17 protein-coding genes and 2 pseudogenes are annotated in these 19,298 nt (G+C 49.9%); 13 read left to right on the top strand and 6 right to left on the bottom strand.

The window, feature by feature from the left end; translation table 11 throughout:
• Positions 1-117: 117 nt before the first annotated feature.
• From gyrB to dnaA, 4 genes are read right to left on the bottom strand one after another with little or no spacing between them, the layout of a single operon-like run.
• Complete coding sequence (gene gyrB, locus Q0499_RS19150) at positions 118-2,544, bottom strand: DNA topoisomerase (ATP-hydrolyzing) subunit B (RefSeq protein ID WP_299202972.1); 2,427 nt, start codon at positions 2,542-2,544, stop codon at positions 118-120.
• Positions 2,545-2,572: 28 nt separating this feature from the next.
• On the bottom strand, positions 2,573-3,652 hold the full coding sequence (recF, locus tag Q0499_RS19145) for a DNA replication/repair protein RecF (RefSeq protein WP_299202969.1): 1,080 nt from the start codon (positions 3,650-3,652) through the stop codon (positions 2,573-2,575).
• Positions 3,653-3,709: 57 nt separating this feature from the next.
• Positions 3,710-4,813: a DNA polymerase III subunit beta gene (gene dnaN, locus Q0499_RS19140; protein ID WP_299202966.1), complete on the bottom strand. Its 1,104-nt coding sequence runs from the start codon at positions 4,811-4,813 to the stop codon at positions 3,710-3,712.
• 29 nt (positions 4,814-4,842) lie between these two features.
• Complete coding sequence (gene dnaA, locus Q0499_RS19135; RefSeq protein ID WP_299202963.1) at positions 4,843-6,390, bottom strand: chromosomal replication initiator protein DnaA; 1,548 nt, start codon at positions 6,388-6,390, stop codon at positions 4,843-4,845.
• Positions 6,391-6,910: 520 nt separating this feature from the next.
• On the opposite strand from dnaA, the gene rpmH reads away from it, so the two are divergent.
• From rpmH to atpF, 13 genes and pseudogenes are all read left to right on the top strand, one after another.
• Positions 6,911-7,045, top strand: a complete 135-nt coding sequence (rpmH, locus tag Q0499_RS19130; protein WP_091354204.1) for a 50S ribosomal protein L34 — start codon at positions 6,911-6,913, stop codon at positions 7,043-7,045.
• Positions 7,046-7,068: 23 nt separating this feature from the next.
• Positions 7,069-7,446: a ribonuclease P protein component gene (gene rnpA / locus Q0499_RS19125; protein WP_299202960.1), complete on the top strand. Its 378-nt coding sequence runs from the start codon at positions 7,069-7,071 to the stop codon at positions 7,444-7,446.
• Between the two features lie 27 nt (positions 7,447-7,473).
• Complete coding sequence (yidC, locus tag Q0499_RS19120) at positions 7,474-9,147, top strand: membrane protein insertase YidC (RefSeq protein ID WP_299202957.1); 1,674 nt, start codon at positions 7,474-7,476, stop codon at positions 9,145-9,147.
• A gap of 316 nt (positions 9,148-9,463) precedes the next feature.
• Positions 9,464-10,831: a tRNA uridine-5-carboxymethylaminomethyl(34) synthesis GTPase MnmE gene (mnmE, locus tag Q0499_RS19115; RefSeq protein WP_299202954.1), complete on the top strand. Its 1,368-nt coding sequence runs from the start codon at positions 9,464-9,466 to the stop codon at positions 10,829-10,831.
• A 36-nt stretch (positions 10,832-10,867) separates the two neighbouring features.
• Complete coding sequence (trxC, locus tag Q0499_RS19110; RefSeq protein WP_299202951.1) at positions 10,868-11,305, top strand: thioredoxin TrxC; 438 nt, start codon at positions 10,868-10,870, stop codon at positions 11,303-11,305.
• A 1,009-nt stretch (positions 11,306-12,314) separates the two neighbouring features.
• Positions 12,315-14,204 carry a tRNA uridine-5-carboxymethylaminomethyl(34) synthesis enzyme MnmG gene (mnmG, locus tag Q0499_RS19105; RefSeq protein WP_299202948.1) on the top strand — a complete coding sequence of 630 codons (1,890 nt, stop codon included), beginning with the start codon at positions 12,315-12,317 and terminating at the stop codon, positions 14,202-14,204.
• Positions 14,204-14,830 carry a 16S rRNA (guanine(527)-N(7))-methyltransferase RsmG gene (rsmG, locus tag Q0499_RS19100; protein WP_299202945.1) on the top strand — a complete coding sequence of 209 codons (627 nt, stop codon included), beginning with the start codon at positions 14,204-14,206 and terminating at the stop codon, positions 14,828-14,830. Before mnmG ends, rsmG begins: the two co-directional genes overlap by 1 nt.
• 2 nt (positions 14,831-14,832) lie before the next feature.
• A complete protein-coding gene (locus Q0499_RS19095) occupies positions 14,833-15,636 on the top strand; it encodes an AAA family ATPase (protein WP_299202942.1) in 804 nt (267 codons plus the stop codon).
• Positions 15,637-15,639: 3 nt separating this feature from the next.
• Positions 15,640-16,524 (top strand): ParB/RepB/Spo0J family partition protein, encoded by an 885-nt coding sequence (locus tag Q0499_RS19090; RefSeq protein ID WP_299202939.1) that lies wholly within the window; start codon positions 15,640-15,642, stop codon positions 16,522-16,524.
• Positions 16,525-16,679: 155 nt separating this feature from the next.
• Complete coding sequence (locus tag Q0499_RS19085; protein ID WP_299202936.1) at positions 16,680-17,096, top strand: ATP synthase subunit I; 417 nt, start codon at positions 16,680-16,682, stop codon at positions 17,094-17,096.
• 16 nt (positions 17,097-17,112) lie between these two features.
• On the top strand, positions 17,113-17,949 hold the full coding sequence (gene atpB / locus Q0499_RS19080; protein ID WP_299202933.1) for a F0F1 ATP synthase subunit A: 837 nt from the start codon (positions 17,113-17,115) through the stop codon (positions 17,947-17,949).
• 72 nt (positions 17,950-18,021) lie between these two features.
• Positions 18,022-18,258: a F0F1 ATP synthase subunit C gene (gene atpE / locus Q0499_RS19075; RefSeq protein ID WP_215954036.1), complete on the top strand. Its 237-nt coding sequence runs from the start codon at positions 18,022-18,024 to the stop codon at positions 18,256-18,258.
• Positions 18,259-18,321: 63 nt separating this feature from the next.
• Positions 18,322-18,540 (top strand): annotated as a pseudogene (gene atpF, locus Q0499_RS19070) (F0F1 ATP synthase subunit B); the annotation flags it as partial.
• On the opposite strand, the pseudogene Q0499_RS19065 reads toward atpF, so the two are convergent.
• A pseudogene (locus tag Q0499_RS19065) lies at positions 18,526-18,732 on the bottom strand (gamma-glutamyltransferase); the annotation flags it as partial. The pseudogenes atpF and Q0499_RS19065 sit on opposite strands and share 15 nt — an antisense overlap.
• Positions 18,733-18,766: 34 nt before the next feature.
• Positions 18,767-19,298: DUF2800 domain-containing protein (locus tag Q0499_RS19060; protein ID WP_299202926.1), on the bottom strand; the 532-nt coding region annotated here is incomplete at its 5' end.

Below are 19,298 nucleotides of genomic sequence, written 5' to 3'. Positions count from 1 at the left end.
TTAGATTATGAAGGTTTTTATTCGATAATTAGTTTGCTCAAACCCAAGCAATATTCAGACATAAAAAAGCAGCCATTTCGGCTGCTTCTTCGTTTATATCACCCTAAATGACACCCATCAAATATCCAGATTGGACACATTCAGCGCATTGGTTTCAATAAATTCTCGGCGGGGCTCTACTTCATCGCCCATAAGGGTGGTGAATAGCAGGTCGGCGGCGATGGCGTCGTCGATGGTGACGCGCAACATACGGCGCTGTTCCGGGTCCATAGTGGTTTCCCACAGCTGTTCCGGGTTCATCTCACCCAGTCCCTTATAGCGCTGGATGTAGTAGCCCCGCTTGGACTGCTCCATCAGCCAGTTAAGACCGGCAGTGAACTCAGTCGTCGCAAAGACACGCTCACCGCGCTTGAAGTAGGCAGTCTCTTCCAACAGGCCGTCCAGGGTTTCACCCAGGCTGGTCAGGGAGGCGTAGTCTCTCGATTCAAAGAATGACTGGTCGAAGGTGTAGTGGTGGCTGACGCCGTGCTGGATCACTTTAACACTGGGCAGGAAGATGCCCTGGTGCTCCATATCTTCAGCGGCGGATGAGGTGTAAACATCACCGCCATCCAGAGTATCACCCAGACCGTCACACACCCGGTCGATCCACTCGGCTACGGTCTGCTCATCTTTTAGCAGTTCAGGTGTCAGACGTGAGGTATACACCATCTGCCGCAGAATCGGCTCAGGATAAAGACGGCACAGACGGGCCAGCATCTTATCCACCGCACGATAACGGTTAACGATCTCTTCAAGGCCGGTACCGCTGATCGGTGGGGCATCGGCATTCACATGCATCGATGCGCCTTCCAGGGCGCCCTGAAGCAGGTAGTTTTCCAGCGCATCATCATCTTTCAGATACTGTTCCTGCTTACCTTTTTTGATCTTGTAGAGCGGTGGCTGGGCAATAAACACATGACCGCGCTCGATGATCTCCGGCATCTGCCGGAAGAAGAAGGTCAGCAGCAGGGTACGGATGTGCGATCCATCCACGTCGGCATCGGTCATGATGATGATGGAGTGGTAACGCAGCTTATCGGCGTTAAACTCTTCACGGCCGATACCGGTACCCAGTGCAGTGATCAGGGTGCCCACCTCAGCAGAGGCCAGCATCTTGTCAAAACGGGCTTTCTCGACGTTGAGGATCTTACCCTTCAGCGGCAGAATCGCCTGTGACTTACGGTTGCGACCCTGCTTGGCAGAACCGCCCGCAGAATCACCCTCCACCAGGTAGATTTCAGAGAGGGCCGGGTCTTTCTCCTGGCAGTCGGCCAGTTTGCCGGGCAGGCCAGCAATATCCAGTGCGCCTTTGCGTCGGGTCATCTCGCGGGCCTTACGCGCCGCTTCACGGGCACGGGCGGCATCGATCATCTTCATGACCACCGCTTTTGCGTCCTGCGGGTTTTCCTGCAGGTAGTCGTTCAGCTGTTCATACATCGCCTGCTCAACCGCGGTTTTCACCTCAGAGGAGACCAGTTTGTCTTTGGTCTGGGAGGAGAATTTAGGGTCGGGCACTTTCACAGAGACGATAGCGGTCAGACCTTCACGGCAGTCATCACCGGTGGTGCTGCCCTTGCCATTCTTGTTGAGCTTTTCGGCTTCAATATAGTTGTTCAGCGCCCGGGTGAGGGCGGTACGGAAGCCCGACAGGTGGGTACCCCCATCACGCTGGGGAATGTTGTTGGTGAAGGCGTGGATACTTTCCTGATAGCTGTCGTTCCACTGCATCGCCACTTCAACGCCAACGCCGTTTTCATGCATCACGTTGATGTGAAACATCTTGTTCGCCGGGGTTTTGTTGGTGTTGAGGTAATCAACAAAGGAACTCAGACCACCTTCGTAAGCAAACAGCTCCTCTTCGCCGCTACGCTCATCCTTCAGGCGGATCGCCACACCGGAGTTGAGGAAGGAGAGTTCGCGCAGACGTTTCGCCAGAATATCAAATTTAAACTCGAGCTGGTTGTGGAAGGTCTCTTCAGAGGGCCAGAAGCGCACTGATGTACCGGAGGTTTCGGTCTGACCCACCACTTTCAGCGGCTCATCAGGGACACCGTGGCGGTAGGTCTGTTCAAATACTTCACCTTTACGGCGGATCGTCAGTTTCAGCTCAGCCGAGAGGGCGTTTACCACGGAAACACCCACGCCGTGCAGACCACCGGAGACTTTATAGGAGTTATCATCAAACTTACCACCGGCATGCAGCACGGTCATGATAACTTCAGCGGCGGATACGCCTTCCTCTTCGTGCATATCGGTGGGGATGCCCCGGCCATTGTCCGATACGGTGACACTGTTATCCCCATGGATAACCACTTTGATCTCGCTGCAGTGTCCAGCCAGAGCTTCATCGATCGAGTTATCCACAATCTCGAAAACCATATGATGCAGACCAGTACCGTCGTCGGTATCGCCTATATACATTCCCGGGCGCTTACGAACCGCATCAAGTCCCTTAAGGACTTTAATACTGGAAGAATCGTATTCGTGATTTTCGCCGCTCATTCAGATCTCCTGGCTGTCTTACTGAGTGCTAAACGCACCCTTCTTGTATGTTGAAAAAACGCAGCTCGGCCTTATCGGACCAGTAACCGGTCAGCGCATCCCTGTCTACACAGGTGATAAAGCACTGGCTGGCCGTTTTTTCTAAATAGTTACAGAACAGTTGGCTATGGTTCTGATCCAGCTCTGACGGAAGGTCATCAATCAGATAGATGCAGGCCCGACTGTTCAACTTGTAAAATAAAACGCCCTGCGCCAGCTTAAGGGCGCTCACGACCACTTTCTTCTGCCCCCTGGAGAGACGTTCTGAAGCGGTGTGACCTTCAACCTTAAGCCGCAGGTCAGCCCGTTGAGGACCGGCACTGGTATAACCCTGGCGCAGATCGCGCTCAAAGTTTTCATCCAGCACCTGATCAAGGCCGCGTTTTTTATCCCATCCGGGACTAAAACTGAGATCGATGCTGATGCCCTCAAGCAGATCAGCAAGAATCATATCAAATTCGGGTTTTAATGCTTCAATATACAGTTCGCGATGCGTATTTAACTGTTCAGCATAGGTAATATATTCCCGGTCCCAGACCGCCCGAATACGTTGCTCGATTTTACCATATTTCAGCAGAGAATTTCTTTGTTTTAATACCCGTCTGAAACCACGCCAAAGCCTTATAAATTCGGGATTTGAATGAAATGCACCCCAGTCTAAAAACTGCCGTCGGATGGCCGGACTTCCCTCCAGAATCATGAAGGTTTCTGAGTTGATCACCTGGATGGGTAACAGCTCGGCCAGGGTGGTGATATCGATGTTATTTCCGGCGTAGCGGATGCGACAATCACTCTCCAGATTGCGCTCAACCCCTAATGGCTGGGTCACTCCGCTGCCCATCGCATCCAGCTGCGCAAACACCGTACAACGCTGCGCGCCGGTCTGTATCAGATGGTTGAGTTTATTGGTGCGGAACGAGCGGCACAGTCCCAGCAGATGGATCGCTTCAAGCACACTGCTTTTACCACTGCCGTTAGCGCCGTGGATGATGTTGATACCGGGAGAGGGTGACAGGGTCAGGTCGCTGATATTGCGAACCGCACGGATATTAAGTTGGGTTATCGGCATATCGGCATGTATAGAGGCGGGAGCGTTAAGAAGGGGGCCTGTGGCCCCCTGACAGGATTACATCCGCATCGGCATAACAACGTAGAGGGAGTTGGCGTCATCCAGCCCCTCGATCAGCGCACTGCTGTTAGAGTCGGCCAGGGTGAAGCGAACCACCTCAGAGCTGACAATCGACAGCACATCCAGCAGATAGTTAACGTTGAAGCCGATCTCCAGAGTATCGCCTTCATAATCCACTGCAACGGTTTCTTCCGCTTCTTCCTGCTCGGGGTTGTTGGCCATGACCTGCAGATAACCGTTAGTCAGCGACAGGCGCACACCACGGTATTTTTCGTTCGACAGAATCGCTATGCGGCTGAATACCTGGCGCAGTTCCTGCCGGGTGCCAAGCATAAACTTATCGCCACCCTGGGGAATAACCCGCTGATAATCAGGGAACTTGCCGTCAACCAACTTCGAGGTAAAGGTGAAGTCACCGGCATGGGCGCGAATGTGGTTGGCACCGACCACCAGTTTCACCTCGTCATCACCGCTCTGTAACAGACGGGCCAGCTCAAGGATACCTTTACGGGGCACGATAAACTGATGGTTGGTCGGACCGTTGGTGTCCACCTCAGCAACACTGGTTGCCAGACGGTGACCATCGGTAGACACAGCACGCAGGCTGTTTTCGGTGATCTCCAGCAGCATACCGTTGAGGTAATAACGAACATCCTGCTGCGCCATAGAGAAACCGGTCTGGTCGATCAGATGGCGTAACTGGCTCTGCAGTACATCCAGCTCAAAGGATTCCGGACTATCTTCAACATTGGGGAACTCAGCCGCTGGCAGGGTAGAGAGGGTGAAACGGCTGCGACCCGCTTTGATCACCATCTTCTGACCGGTAAGGGTCAGTTCGATCTGGGCAGAGTCTGGCAGGGATTTACAGATATCCATCAGCTTGCGTGCCGGAACGGTGATTGAGCCCGCTTCAGCCGGTTCATCCAGCTGCACCCGGCCAACCAGTTCAACTTCCAGATCGGTACCGGTCATCGACAGTTGATCGCCTTCGGCAACCAACAGGATATTGGAAAGCACTGGCAGAGTCTGACGACGTTCCACAACACCCGCAACCAACTGCAGGGGTTTAATTAGCGCTTCTCGCGAAATAACAAATTTCATCTTTTTGCTACCCTTAATTGATCAGCCTGTTACGCGGTCAGATGACGCAACAGATTCTGATAATCCTCTCTTATATCCGTATCGGTCTCACGCAGCGAAGCTACTTTACGACAACCATGCAGTACCGTGGTGTGATCCCGTCCGCCAAAAGCATCGCCAATCTCAGGCAAACTGTGATTGGTCAGCTCTTTAGACAGCGTCATAGCAACCTGTCGTGGCCGGGCTACAGAACGGCTGCGTCGTTTCGAAAGCAGGTCCGATACTTTTATCTTATAGTAATCGGCTACAACCCGCTGAATGTTATCAATACTAACCTGTTTATCCTGCAATGCCAGCAGGTCTTTCAGTGATTCTTTAATAAAAGGTGTGGTGATTGCATTTCCGGTGAAATGGGCATTGGCGATCACCCGTTTCAGTGCACCTTCAAGCTCCCGGACATTGGAACGAATTTTCTGTGCCAGGAAGAATGCCGCATCATCCGGCAGCCGCACCTGCGCCTCCTGAGCCTTCTTCATCAGGATTGCTACCCGGGTTTCCAGCTCCGGTGGTTCAATCGCCACGGTCAGACCCCAGCCAAAGCGGGATTTCAGTCGCTCTTCAACACCGTTGATCTCTTTCGGATAGCGGTCACTGGTGAGGATCATCTGCTGACCGCCCTCCAGCAGGGCGTTGAAGGTGTGGAAAAACTCCTCCTGGGAACGCTCTTTACCGGCAAAAAACTGGATATCATCGATCAGCAGCGCATCAACCGAGCGGTAATAGCGCTTAAAGTCATTAATGGCATTCAGTTGCAGCGCCTTCACCATATCGGCGACAAAGCGTTCGGAGTGCAGATAGACGATCTTGGCTTTCGGGTTGCGCTGTAGCATCTCCATGCCCACCGCATGCATCAGGTGGGTTTTACCCAGACCAACACCACCGTAGATAAACAGTGGGTTATAAGAACCGCCCGGGTTATCGGCCACCTGCTGTGCTGCTGCGAGCGCCAGCTGGTTGGACTTACCTTCAACAAAAGAGTTAAAGGTAAACGACTGGTTCAGATTGGACTGGTGCCGCACGCTGCCTTCAACATCAACGTTGCGCGAAGAGGAGGATAGGGCAGAGGACGGGACAATGATTTCCCGATGATTGATCGGCTGAAAGCTGCTGTCATCAATCGCCAGCTGATAGGGGGCGTTTTCTTCAATCGGCTGCGGCTTATCCACCGGCGCAGCACTATGGCTGTTGCGCGCAGATGAGAAAGACTCATTATCATCAAAACGGCTGGCGGGACGCCGGGGAGCGGTCGGCGGTGGCGCAGGTCGCACCGGTCTCTGCGAGAAACCATTCGCACGACCGGCAATATCAATACTCACCTTGGCGGCGATATCACCGCTGACCGTATTGACGATCTCACGGATCCGATTGAGGTATTTATCGCACACCCAGTCTTTAACAAAACGGTTAGGCGCCAGCAATACCAGCCCGGTATCAGACTCATCTGACACTTTGAGTGGCCTGATCCAGGTATTGTATTGTTGTGAGGGGAACTCATCCTGAAGATTCTGAAGACACTGTTCCCACAACTCAGCCGACATAGCTAATCCTTAAACATCCTCTGTTTTCACTGCTGGTGAGTGATCGAGAACAAGACCGTAAACGTAAAAAATATCAGCAGATAATACCCTTTAACCGCCCGCTTATCCACAGTTTGAAGCAAACTGTTACTAATTCTTTTCTGCATGTATTTCAATCAATTAGCAAAGAATCCACGGATAACGCGGGAAACAGAGCACAGCACAAAAAACTATCCATACGTTAAAAACAGTTAATATCCAGACCTATCAACAAGCTATATTATTGTTTTTAATATACAAAGCAGAGTTAGTAACAAATAATTGTGCATATCTGAATAAATTCATAAAGAGGCACTAAAACCCCGCCTCTATATAAGAAGGAATCTCGCAGCAATGGCACTGATGGTGCTTTTTTAGATTTCTTTGCAGGAATTGTTTGCAAAGCGAAAACGTTTTCTCTACAATTTCGCGTCTGTTTTTGACCGTGGGATTCAGCCAACCTTACTGATACCACCACACTGTATGTTAGTAGGACTGACCAATGAAAAGAACATTTCAACCAAGTAACCTGAAGCGTAAGCGTACTCACGGATTCCGTGCACGTATGGCAACTAAAAATGGCCGTGCGGTAATTAACCGTCGTCGCGCTAAAGGCCGTAAGCGTCTGTCAGCATAATTTTTGCCTGTCAGGCTCTCTGAATGAATGAATTCAGCTATCCCCGCCAGTTAAGACTTTTAACCGGCGGGGATTTTAAACAGGTATTCAGCCGAGCCAGCCTCAAGGTTTCAGATAAGCATCTGTTGATCCTTGCCCGTCCAAACGATCTTGATCATCCCCGTGTCGGCTTTGTTTTCTCCAAAAAAAATATCCGTTTAGCTGTTAATCGTAACCGCGTTCGGCGTATCATTCGCGAGTCTTTCCGTCTTAATCAGCATACGCTGCCTAATGTCGATATCGTAATTCTGGCCAGACAAGGTCTGGGAGATATTGAAAACAGCGAAGTTCAGGCCCTTATCGCTAAGAGCTGGAACCGACTGATTGGCCGAGCCAAGGCAAAATCTGACAAATCAAATTAAAACTTATAACTGAATGGTCCAGAAACCATGGATGTACAGCGCATTATATTGATCGCAGCACTGGCAATTATCTCTTATATGCTAGTGCTTCAATGGAACCAGGACTACGGTGTTCAACCGGTAGCGGTTACCCAGGCCGAGTCTGTTTCAGCTTACCAGTCCAGCACCGATACCGTTGCTCAGGAAGGTAATGATCTGCCTCAAGTCACCACTGATGCTCCTGTTAATACCGACCTGCCCGAAGCTAAAGCAGCCGTTACTTCAGCACAGCAGCAACTGGTTTCAGTTAAGACCGACGTTCTTGAACTGCTGATCGATACTAAAGGTGGCGATATTATCGAACTGACGCTGCCGAAACACAAAGCAGCGCTGAATGATGATCAACCTTTCGTGTTGCTGGAACAGAACGGTAATCGTACCTATGTTTCCCAGAGTGGCCTGATCGGTACAGATGGACTCGACGCCAAAACCGGCGGTCGCCCGGAATACACTACAACGAAAAACAGTTATCAGCTGGAAGGCGACACGCTGACCGTTGATCTGGTGCATAACGGTGAAGACGGCGTGGTGGTAACTAAACGTTACGTCTTTACTAAAGGCAACTACGTTATTGAACAGGAATTTCTGGTTAATAACGGTTCTGCCAAAGCATGGCAGGCTAAACTGTTTGGTCAGATCAAACGTGATGGCTCAAAAGATCCATCGCAAACCACCAGTATGGGAATGCAGGCTTTTCTGGGTGCAGTATTTTCAACTGTCGATAAAAACTACGAAAAATTATCCTTCGATGATATGCAGAAGGAGAATTTTAAGAAGGTCAGCCCTGATGGCTGGGTAGCGATGTCTCAGCACTATTTCCTCAGTGCATGGATTCCAGCGGCTGGTGCTGAATACAGTTATAGCAGCCGGGTAAGCAACGGTAACTATATTGCCGGCTTTGTTTCTCCCGAATTCGTTGTAGCACCTGGCGAAACCAAGACCGTTAGTGCAAATTTTTATGCCGGACCAAAAGATACCGACCTGCTGGAACAGGCAGCACCTAACCTGGAGCTGACTGTTGATTACGGTATTCTCTGGTTCATCGCGTCACCTCTGGCCTGGTTGCTAAAAGCCATTCATGGTTATGTAGGCAACTGGGGTGTGGCTATCATCTTTGTCACCGTCATCGTAAAAGCACTGCTGTTCCAGGTGAATGCTAAAGCGTTTAAATCGATGGCCAAAATGCGTAAATTTGGCCCTGAGATGACCCGTCTGAAAGAGCTGTATGGTGATGACCGTCAGAAGATGTCACAGGCGATGATGGAGCTGTACAAAAAAGAGAAGATCAACCCGCTGGGTGGCTGTCTTCCTATTGTTGCGCAGATGCCAATATTCATCGCCCTTTACTGGACGCTGATGGAATCCGTTGAACTGCGTCATGCACCTTTTGCACTGTGGATTAATGACTTGTCAGTGATGGACCCCTACTTCATGCTGCCGATCCTGATGGGTGCAACGATGTTTATTCAGCAGCTGCTGAACCCTACGCCTCCCGATCCGATGCAGGCGAAGATTATGAAGATGCTGCCAATCGTCTTCACCTTCTTCTTCCTCTGGTTCCCGGCGGGTCTGGTACTGTACTGGCTGGTGAACAACGTACTATCGATTGCACAGCAGTACCTGATTAACAAACAGATTGAGGGTGAAGGGACTAGTAAGTAAGTCTTCACCAACGAACAAAAAAGGCCTCTGATGAGGCCTTTTTTTCGCTTCGCTTAATTAAGTAGCCAGAACGGAAACTCCGTTTCCTGCTAGTAGTTAGACGCGACTACGTCGCTTGCTAGAAAAAACTTAAGAGCCTCTCAACGTTTTAGGCAATAGCACGATTGCAGGCTTTTTCTAACGATTAGCGAACACGCAGTGCCGTTCTGGCTACTTAAGCGAAGCTGCGTCTGAGTTGTGATAAAATCCCATCTTTCTCAAAGCATATAATAAAGCGCTTATAACAAAGCACTTATATAACGTTTCCGAGGCTTCAATGACGCTGATAAACCAGGACACCATCGCCGCACAAGCCACGCCGCCAGGACGCGGAGGCGTGGGTATTGTTCGGGTCTCAGGAAAGCTGGCTGCAACTATCGCAGAACAGGTGGTGGGGTTTGTGCCAAAACCCCGCTATGCCCACTACGGTCCCTTCTTTGATGCCGATAACAGTCAACTGGATCAGGGTTTAGCGCTCTATTTTCCCGGCCCTAACTCCTTTACCGGTGAAGATGTACTGGAACTTCAGGGCCACGGTGGCCCGATCATTATGGACTTTATCCTGCGGCGGGTGGTGGAGTGTGGTGCACGGCTGGCCAATCCAGGTGAGTTCTCAGAACGTGCGTTTCTCAACGACAAACTGGATCTGACTCAGGCAGAAGCGATTGCTGATCTGATCGATTCCAGTTCAGAGCAAGCCGCCCGCTGTGCTCTGAAATCACTGCAGGGGGCATTTTCAGATCGCGTACATCAGCTGGTTGAAGCACTGACCCAACTACGTATCTATGTCGAAGCCGCTATCGACTTTCCGGAGGAGGAGATCGACTTTCTCGCCGACGGAAAAGTCGCCGGTGATCTGCAACAGATCATCGATAAACTGGCCGAGGTTAAGCAGGAAGCCCGGCAGGGTAGTCTGATCCGCGAAGGGATGAACGTGGTGATCGCCGGACGCCCTAATGCAGGGAAATCCAGTCTGCTGAACGCCCTGGCAGGTAAAGAATCAGCCATTGTCACCGACATCGCCGGCACCACCCGGGATGTGCTGCGCGAGCATATCCATATCGACGGTATGCCCCTGCATATTATTGATACTGCCGGTCTGCGCGATGCCCCGGATGAAGTAGAACGGATCGGTATCAGCCGCGCCTGGGATGAGATTCAAAAAGCCGACCGGGTGCTGCTGATGGTGGATGGCACCACCACCGCCACCGATGACCCGGAACAGATCTGGCCTGAGTTTGTCAGCCGCCTGGAAGACAAAAGTAAGATTACGGTTATTCGTAATAAGTGTGATCTGACCTCTGAACAGCCGGTAATAGGTGAACATGATGGCCACACACTGATCTCTTTATCGGCCAAAGCCGATGTCGGTATTGATAACCTGCGCCAACATTTGAAAGACTGTATGGGCTATGCTAATACGACCGAGGGTGGTTTTCTCGCCCGCCGCAGACATATCGATGCCCTTAATCGGAGTGAAAGCCTGTTATTAACCGGACAGGAACAGCTTATCTACGGCGGTGCCGGAGAGTTGCTGGCTGAAGATCTTCGTCTGGCGCAACAGCACCTGAGTGAGATTACCGGTGAATTCAGTTCAGATGATCTGCTGGGACGCATCTTCAGTTCATTCTGCATTGGTAAATAGAAAAAACTCTACCTTAAGAATAAGTAAGGACTCACTATGACTTCAAATATCAGCTGTCCTCATTGCTCAGCAACCAATAAAGTACCCACAACGCGACTTGCTGACGGCCCTAAATGTGGCAAGTGCAAGCAGCGACTGTTCCAGGGTAAACCCGTGGATCTGACGTCCGCCAACTATCTGAGCATGATCAGTCGCAATGATATACCGGTTCTGGTTGACTGCTGGGCAAGCTGGTGTGGGCCCTGTAAGCAGTTCGCCCCGGTATTCGAACAGGCAGCAGGACAGTTTGAACCGAAACTTCGTCTGGCTAAACTCGACACTGAAGGGCAACAGGCGATTGCCGCACAATTGCAGATCCGCTCAATACCCACTCTGATTCTGTTTAAGCAGGGCAAAGAGGCCGCCCGTATCAGTGGTGCACTGCCGCTGGGCCAACTTAAGCAGTGGCTGAACCAAAACGGGGTTGATCTCTGATCACCCCTGATCGTCTGCAACCGCTTATATTTACCCCCCCATTTTTTCACATCCCCCCGCGAACAATTAGATCTGTTGATTGAAGAGTTACTCACATAGTTTTATCCCCAACCCCTCTGCGCTCTGTATACAGCACTCCTCTAAAAGTTATAAACAATCATGAAAAATCTGCATGTGAATTAATATTCATTATTTTTAATGAGTTAAGTGTCAATCATATTTGAAGGATAGAACTTACTAACAGCTAGCAGTGGATAAGCATTGGATTAGCAGCGAATAAACTGTGCAGACCCGGTGCTTATCTTATCCATGTTGAAAATTTGATCATTGAATAAAAATACAGCGGGGTAATGCTCAGCAGCCGATATCGCGCTTAATTACGCAAGAAATGCATGATTAAACTATTGATACTATTGGATATTGTTAAAGAATTCCCCGTTGCACCCCCTTGGTTAAACCGGTGAGCGTACTCATACCAGGCTCAGGTTCTTCAGAGAGGTTATTCAATACACCGGTGTATATGTAGCAGCTCTATTATTCGCAGGAGAGATGTTCAGGATAATTATGTCCGCTATCTCAATCTATCCCCTAAACCCTGTGAGTAAACTGTATAACTGCATGGGAACAACAGGTTAACAACACTGTGTGTAACAGTGCCTGTGCATAAACGGCCTGGTTATACACAGCTCTGTGACACCCTGTTAAGAGGTTACTCGCAGTTATACTACAGGGTTTTCTCTCTTATAAGCTATTGAAATTAAAAGCAATATAGTGGTTATCAACTGAAAGAGCTCTGCTTAATAATAAGAATAAAAATAAAGAACATATCTTAAGAACATATTTAACTTATATATAAAAGATTAAGAAAAGAGGAACAGATTAAAAGGTGTACAAAGTTTAACCATTTCTATATTGACCCCTTAGGTTTATACTTAGCGCCTTTTTCTGAGCCATTGCCTTCAGGCAGACATATTCAGGCTCTTCCAAATTAAATAATGAGGTTAAGTGAGTGGACTATCCTGACCACTTTGATGTGATTGTAATTGGTGGTGGCCATGCCGGGACTGAAGCTGCGTTAGCGGCAGCCCGTACAGGTGTTAAAACTCTGCTGTTAACTCATAACATAGAAACCCTGGGTCAGATGTCGTGCAATCCGGCGATCGGGGGTATTGGTAAAAGTCATCTGGTTAAAGAGATCGATGCGCTGGGTGGCGCAATGGCAGTTGCGACCGATAAAGGGGGTATTCAGTTTCGAACCCTGAACTCACGCAAAGGCCCGGCTGTGCGTGCAACACGGGCACAGGCGGATCGTATACTCTATAAAGCCGCCATCCGGAATATCCTGGAAAACCAGCCGAACCTGCAACTTTTTCAGCAAGCAGTGGATGATCTGATTGTCGAAGGTGAGTCGGTCAAAGGTGTGGTTACCCAGTCAGGGTTGCGTTTCTTTGCCAACAATATCGTCCTGACGGTGGGTACCTTCCTCGGTGGTAAGATCCATATCGGTCTGGATAACTATGCGGGGGGTCGTGCGGGGGATCCGCCATCGATCGCTCTGGCGGACCGCTTGCGGGAACTGCCGTTACGGGTCGACCGTTTAAAAACCGGTACACCGCCGCGTATTGATGCCCGTAGTGTTGATTTCAGCCTGATGCAGGAACAGCCTGGGGATACGCCAACACCGGTGATGTCATTTATGGGCTCACTGGCGGATCATCCCCGTCAGATCAGCTGTTATATTACCCATACCAACGAGCGCACCCATGATATCCTGCGCTCCGGACTGGATCGGTCACCGATGTATACCGGTGTTATTGATGGAGTAGGGCCGCGTTACTGCCCATCGGTAGAAGATAAAATTGTCCGTTTTGCTGACAAAACCAGCCATCAGGTGTTTGTTGAGCCGGAAGGCCTGACCACCCATGAGCTGTATCCCAACGGTATTTCAACCAGTCTGCCATTTGATATTCAACTGGCTGCGGTGCGCTCTATCCGTGGCTTTGAAAATGCTTTTATCACCCGTCCCGGTTATGCGATTGAGTACGATTTTTTCAATCCGCAAGATCTTAAACATACGCTGGAAACCAAAGTGATCAACGGGCTTTATTTTGCCGGTCAGATCAACGGTACCACCGGTTATGAAGAGGCCGGTGCTCAGGGGTTGCTGGCGGGAGTTAACGCTGCGCTGCGGGCACAGGAGAAGGATCAGTGGTATCCGCGCCGGGATGAAGCCTATCTGGGTGTTCTGGTAGACGATCTGATCACCCTGGGAACCTCAGAGCCTTATCGTATGTTTACCAGCCGGGCCGAATACCGTTTGATTTTGCGGGAAGATAACGCCGATCTGCGATTAACCGAGAAGGGCCGTGAACTGGGCCTGGTGAGTGATGAACGCTGGCAGCGTTTCTGCGATAAGCGGGAAGCGATTGAGCTGGAAAATCAGCGCCTGAAAGAAACCTGGATTCAACCGGGCACCCCTGAAGCTGAGCTGCTTAACGCACAACTGCAACAGCCGATTAGTCGCGAATATAATTTGCAGGATCTGGTGAAACGTCCGGAACTGAATTATGCCGCGGTAGCCGGACTGAAAGGTGTGCCGGTGAGTGACCCACGGGTCGCGGAACAGGTTGAGATTCAGATTAAGTACGCCGGTTATATTGACCGGCAGAAAGAGGATATCGATAAGGTTCGTCGCCAGGAAGATACCCTGTTGCCGATCGATTATGACTATGCCTCGGTGGGTGGTTTATCCAATGAACTGACGGCCAAGCTTGAACAGATCAGACCTGAGAGTATTGCTCAGGCGGCGCGCATACAGGGGATGACCCCAGCTGCTATCTCGTTGTTACTGATCCACCTGAAGAAGAAACAGATGACCCAGAAGAAGGCTCAGGCCTGATGCAGCAGTACCGGACTCTACTTGAACAACAGTGCCAGCAGATCGACCTGAATCTTAGTGATGAACAGTATGATCAGCTGCTGAAATACCATGCGCTGCTGGTTAAATGGAATAAGACCTTTAACCTGACAGCGGTGCGTTCTGCGGAAGAGATGATCAGTCGTCATCTGATCGATAGCCTGAGCGTGCTGCCCTACATCGATGTGGAACGGCTGATCGATGTTGGCAGTGGGCCGGGTTTACCGGGGGTTCCCCTGGCGATCTGTCGACCCGATCTGCCGATCACGCTGCTGGACAGTAATATAAAAAAAAGCCGGTTTCAGTTTCAGGCGAAAGCTGAGCTGGGACTGGACAATGTTGACGTGATTCACGAGCGGGTTGAGAAATATACTCCGGAAATCCCCTTTGATGGGGTTATATCAAGGGCATTTGCCTCATTACAGGATATGATTCACTGGACTTCGCACCTGTGCTCGGACAAGGGTATTTTTCTTGCAATGAAAGGGATGTATCCTGTTGAAGAGATTGAGTTATTACCTGAGTCCATTAATCTGCTTCAGAGTATCCGGCTAACGGTGCCGGGCACTGATGGCGAGCGGCATCTGCTGATGTTAGGGAGAACTTGAACGTGACTAAAATATTAACCATCACCAACCAGAAAGGTGGCGTGGGCAAAACCACCACCTGCGTTAATCTGGCTGCGTCTCTGGCGGTCACCAAGAAACGGGTGCTGATGATTGATATGGACCCTCAGGGTAACGCCACCATGGGCAGCGGCATCGATAAACACAACCTGAAAAACTCAGTGTATGAGGTGCTGATCGGTGAAGCGACCCTGGAAGAGTCGATTATCAGAAATGCCCCGGCGGGTTACGATATTGTTGGTTCTAACGGTGATCTGACCGCTGCTGAAGTTGAGTTGTTACAGTTGCCGCGGCGTGAATTTCGCATGAAAATGGCGTTGGAAAAGGTTCAGGATAATTATGATTTTATCCTCATCGACAATCCGCCCTCGCTAAACCTGCTGACGGTCAATGCACTGGCGGCATCCAGCGGTGTTATTATTCCGATGCAGTGCGAATACTATGCGCTTGAAGGGATCAGCTCGCTGATTGGCACGATCAATAAGATCAACAAACGTCTTAATCCCTCGTTGAAGATCGAAGGGATTTTACGCACCATGTTCGACCCCCGCATGAGCCTGACCAAAGATGTGTCTGACCATCTGGTAGAATATTTCGGGGATCAGGTGTATCGCACCGTTATCCCGCGTAACGTCCGTCTGGCAGAGGCTCCGAGTCATGGGTTGCCGGCATTGATGTATGATAAAAACTCCCGGGGATCGGTGGCCTATCTGGCATTGGCGGGCGAGCTGATTCGAAAATCGGCGCAAAATGATAAACGGGCAGATAAACAGGAACAGGAAGGCTGATCGATGGCGGTTAAAAAGCGTGGTTTAGGACGAGGGCTTGATGCTCTGTTATCAACCAGTACTAAATTTGCAGATGATGCTGTATCAGAAGCGAAATCACAGGGTGACGGCTACCGGCTGATGCCACTCGATCAGATTCAGCGTGGTAAGTATCAGCCCCGTCGTGATCTCGAGCCGCAGGCGCTGGAAGACCTGGCTAACTCCATCCGAGCCCAGGGGGTGATGCAGCCTATCGTTGTCCGTCCAGTGGCTGAAAACCTGTATGAGATTATTGCCGGTGAACGCCGCTGGCGCGCCAGTCAGATGGCGGGTCTGGACGAGATCCCTACGGTTATCCGTGATGTGCCCGATGAAGCGGCGATTGCGATGGCGCTGATTGAAAATATTCAGCGGGAAAACCTCAATCCGATGGAGGAAGCGATCGCGCTGGATCGTCTCAAAATGGAGTTTGAGCTAACCCAGCAGGAAGTGGCTGATGCGGTAGGTAAATCCCGCTCCTCGGTAACCAATCTGTTACGGCTGATGCATCTTAGCGATGAAGTGAAGAAAATGCTGGAGTATGGTGATATTGAGATGGGTCATGCCCGTGCATTACTCTCATTAGACACCGGGGCACAGTTAAAAGCCGCTCAGGATGTGGCAGGGCGCGGGCTTTCTGTTCGTCAAACCGAAGAACTGGTAAGAAAGTTACGAGAATCAGAAGCGCAAGTAACGCCTCCGCGGGAAGCAAAACCTACCAACCCTCAACTAGAGCAGCTGGCGACAGAGCTGTCACATCGCTTTGCCGCAAAAGTTGCGATCAATCAGAATCCTAAAGGTAAGGGCAAAATTACCATAAATTATGAAACGCCCGATGCTTTAGCGGCCATCTTGGGCCACTTAAGGTAATAAAGTATCAACTAATATCAATCCTTTTAATACATTAGTGTAAAACCCTTATTGACAGGTTGAGTCTGAAGCCTTAACCCCATATAATCTGCTCGCTGATCAAGATGACCTATGCGAAATTCGGCATTTAAAGAGCTAAGCAGTCGAACGTATCTGTGAAACAAGCAAAAAAAAGTGTACCTGGAACGAAGTTTACTAAGTGGACGCGTGCCAAGGTTAAGATAATTTTTCAGATACAGATGGCGGTAACATTAGTCATCACTTTAGCGACACTGTTACACAGTGTTGTTGCGGCATACTCGGCTCTGATTGGTGGCATTTTATATTTGCTACCAAATGTTTTTTTTGCGTGGCGAGTCTTAGGGCGCCAGAGTGAAACCCCACGGGGTATTCTGGCGGATATGTATATTGGTGAAATATGGAAAATGGTGATATCGATCCTCTGCTTTGCAGCGGTCTTTATCCTGGTTCAACCACTGAGCCCATTTCCCTTATTTCTTACTTTTATTTTGTTGCAGATACTCAATTGGTATCTGCAAATGAAAGTAGATGACCGATTCCTAAAACTTTGAAACGAGAGAACTGAGAATGGCGAGTAGCGGTGACACATTAACATCCTCAGAGTATATATCCCATCACTTGACGAATCTGACCTTCGGTTACCATGAGGCTACCGATAGCTGGCGTTTTGTTGATACCTCAAACGGTATCATGCCAGGTGATTTTGGATTCTGGGCAATTCACGTGGATACAATGCTCTGGTCTATTGGACTGGGTTTATTATTTGTCTGGTTGTTTAAGAAAGTTGCGACTGCAGCAACTTCTGGCGTACCAGGTAGCACACAAAACTTTGTTGAATCGATCGTTGAATTCGTTGACGACAACGTAAACAGTATTTTTCATTATAAAAATGCGTTGATAGCCCCTCTGGCATTAACCATCTTCATCTGGGTTTTCCTGATGAACCTGATGGATCTGGTGCCAGTTGACTGGGTGCCTTATGTCGCGCAGGCAATGGGTGTTGGCTACATGAAGATAGTGCCAACGACCGATCCAAACGCAACGCTGGGTATGGCTTTCAGTGTATTCTTCCTGATCGTTTACTACAGTATTAAGCAAAAGGGTGTTGGTGGATTCTTAGCTGAATTGTCTTTCATGCCTCTGGGTAAATGGTTCTTACCATTTAACCTGTTCCTTGAGATTGTGGGCTTGCTGGCGAAACCGATCTCTCTGGCACTGCGTTTGTTCGGTAACATGTATGCAGGTGAAATGATTTTCATCCTGATTGCCTTGCTGCCATTCTGGGCACAATGGGCGTTGTCTGTGCCTTGGGCTCTCTTCCATATTTTAGTTATCACTCTGCAAGCCTTTATATTCATGGTATTGACAATTGTCTACCTGGCTATGGCTCACGATGATCACTAAGTGGTGTGCGGGTTTAACTTTTTTTAACTTTAACTTTAACTTTAACTTTGAAACTTTAATGGAGAAAAACTGATGGAAATGGCTAATGCTGTAGTATTTCTAGCTGCTGCGATACTGATGGGCCTTGCTGCAATTGGTGCCGCTGTTGGTATCGGTAACTTGGGTGGTAAGTTCCTGGAGGGCGCTGCGCGTCAACCTGAACTGGTGCCTTTACTGCGCTCTAACTTCTTCATCGTAATGGGTCTGGTTGACGCTGTTCCTATGATCGGTGTTGGTCTGGGTATGTACCTGATGTTCGCTGTTGCGTAACTCTCGGATAGAAACTATCTACATCGAGTTACAACGTAATAATGAACAGCGAGGGGTAATGGCGTGAATATTAACTTAACCATCATCGGTCAGGCCATCTCATTCGCAATCTTTGTAATGATCTGCATGAAGTACGTATGGCCACCAATTACAGGTGCCCTGGCAGAGCGTAAAAAGAAGATTGCTGATGGTCTAGACGCTGCTGACCGCGCTCAACGTGATTTGGAATTAGCTCAGGAAAAAGCTATTGCCGATATGCGTAAGGGCAAGGAAGAAGCCGCCGCCGCCAATACCGGAGCTGTAGGGCTCGACCACCGCCAGCGTGGCGGCGACGGCGACGGCCGCATCAAAGGCGTTGCCGCCGTCGGGTTCGCCGCCGCCCATATTGGACAATGCTTGACTCAGTGCTGTGGGGTCCATCGGTACGCCTGCATTTTGAAAACCCGCAGGGAGGTTTGTTTGGCCGTCTGACATTTTTAATTGTCTCCTGTTGCCTGTTACTTTTTACTTAGTCGGCCACATGTCGTGCGAGCTGCGAGAGCGGATCGCTAACATCGGGCCGGTTATCCGTATCACGCGCTAACGTGGTTCCGGATGAAACCATGCTAACATGCGCTTCTGCGAATGTCTCATACTTCTTTTTAGGAATTGATTTTTCTATCTGCGCCGGCGTTTTTAGCGTGTGGTTCATAATGTCGGCCACTTTCACGCCGGACATTTTACGCAATGCTGCCTCGGCGGCTTCCTTGTCGTTGTACTGGCGCGACGCACGCTTAGGCACCAGCTTATAGCCTGGAATTTTAACGCCGCGCTCGGCTTCCAGGTGAGCGTGCACGCGCAATTCTTTTATGTAATCTTCGACCACGGGCTGCGCGACTTCCCAGATATTGATCCGCGGGTCGAGCGAACGTGCCACCCCTTCGACCACAACCATGGTGCGTTGCAACAGGATCAGTTCAGTCCGGGTTTCCATGCCAAAGCGTTCGGTGACCTCGAACAGGTAATTCAGCAGCCGTCCCATGGAAATATGGTCTGCATCC

The sequence above is a fragment of the uncultured Amphritea sp. genome (genome assembly GCF_937127095.1).
Lineage (GTDB): Bacteria > Pseudomonadota > Gammaproteobacteria > Pseudomonadales > Balneatricaceae > Amphritea.
The sequence above is the reverse complement of the archived record's forward strand: the minus strand, read 5'-3'. Positions and strand labels throughout refer to the sequence as shown.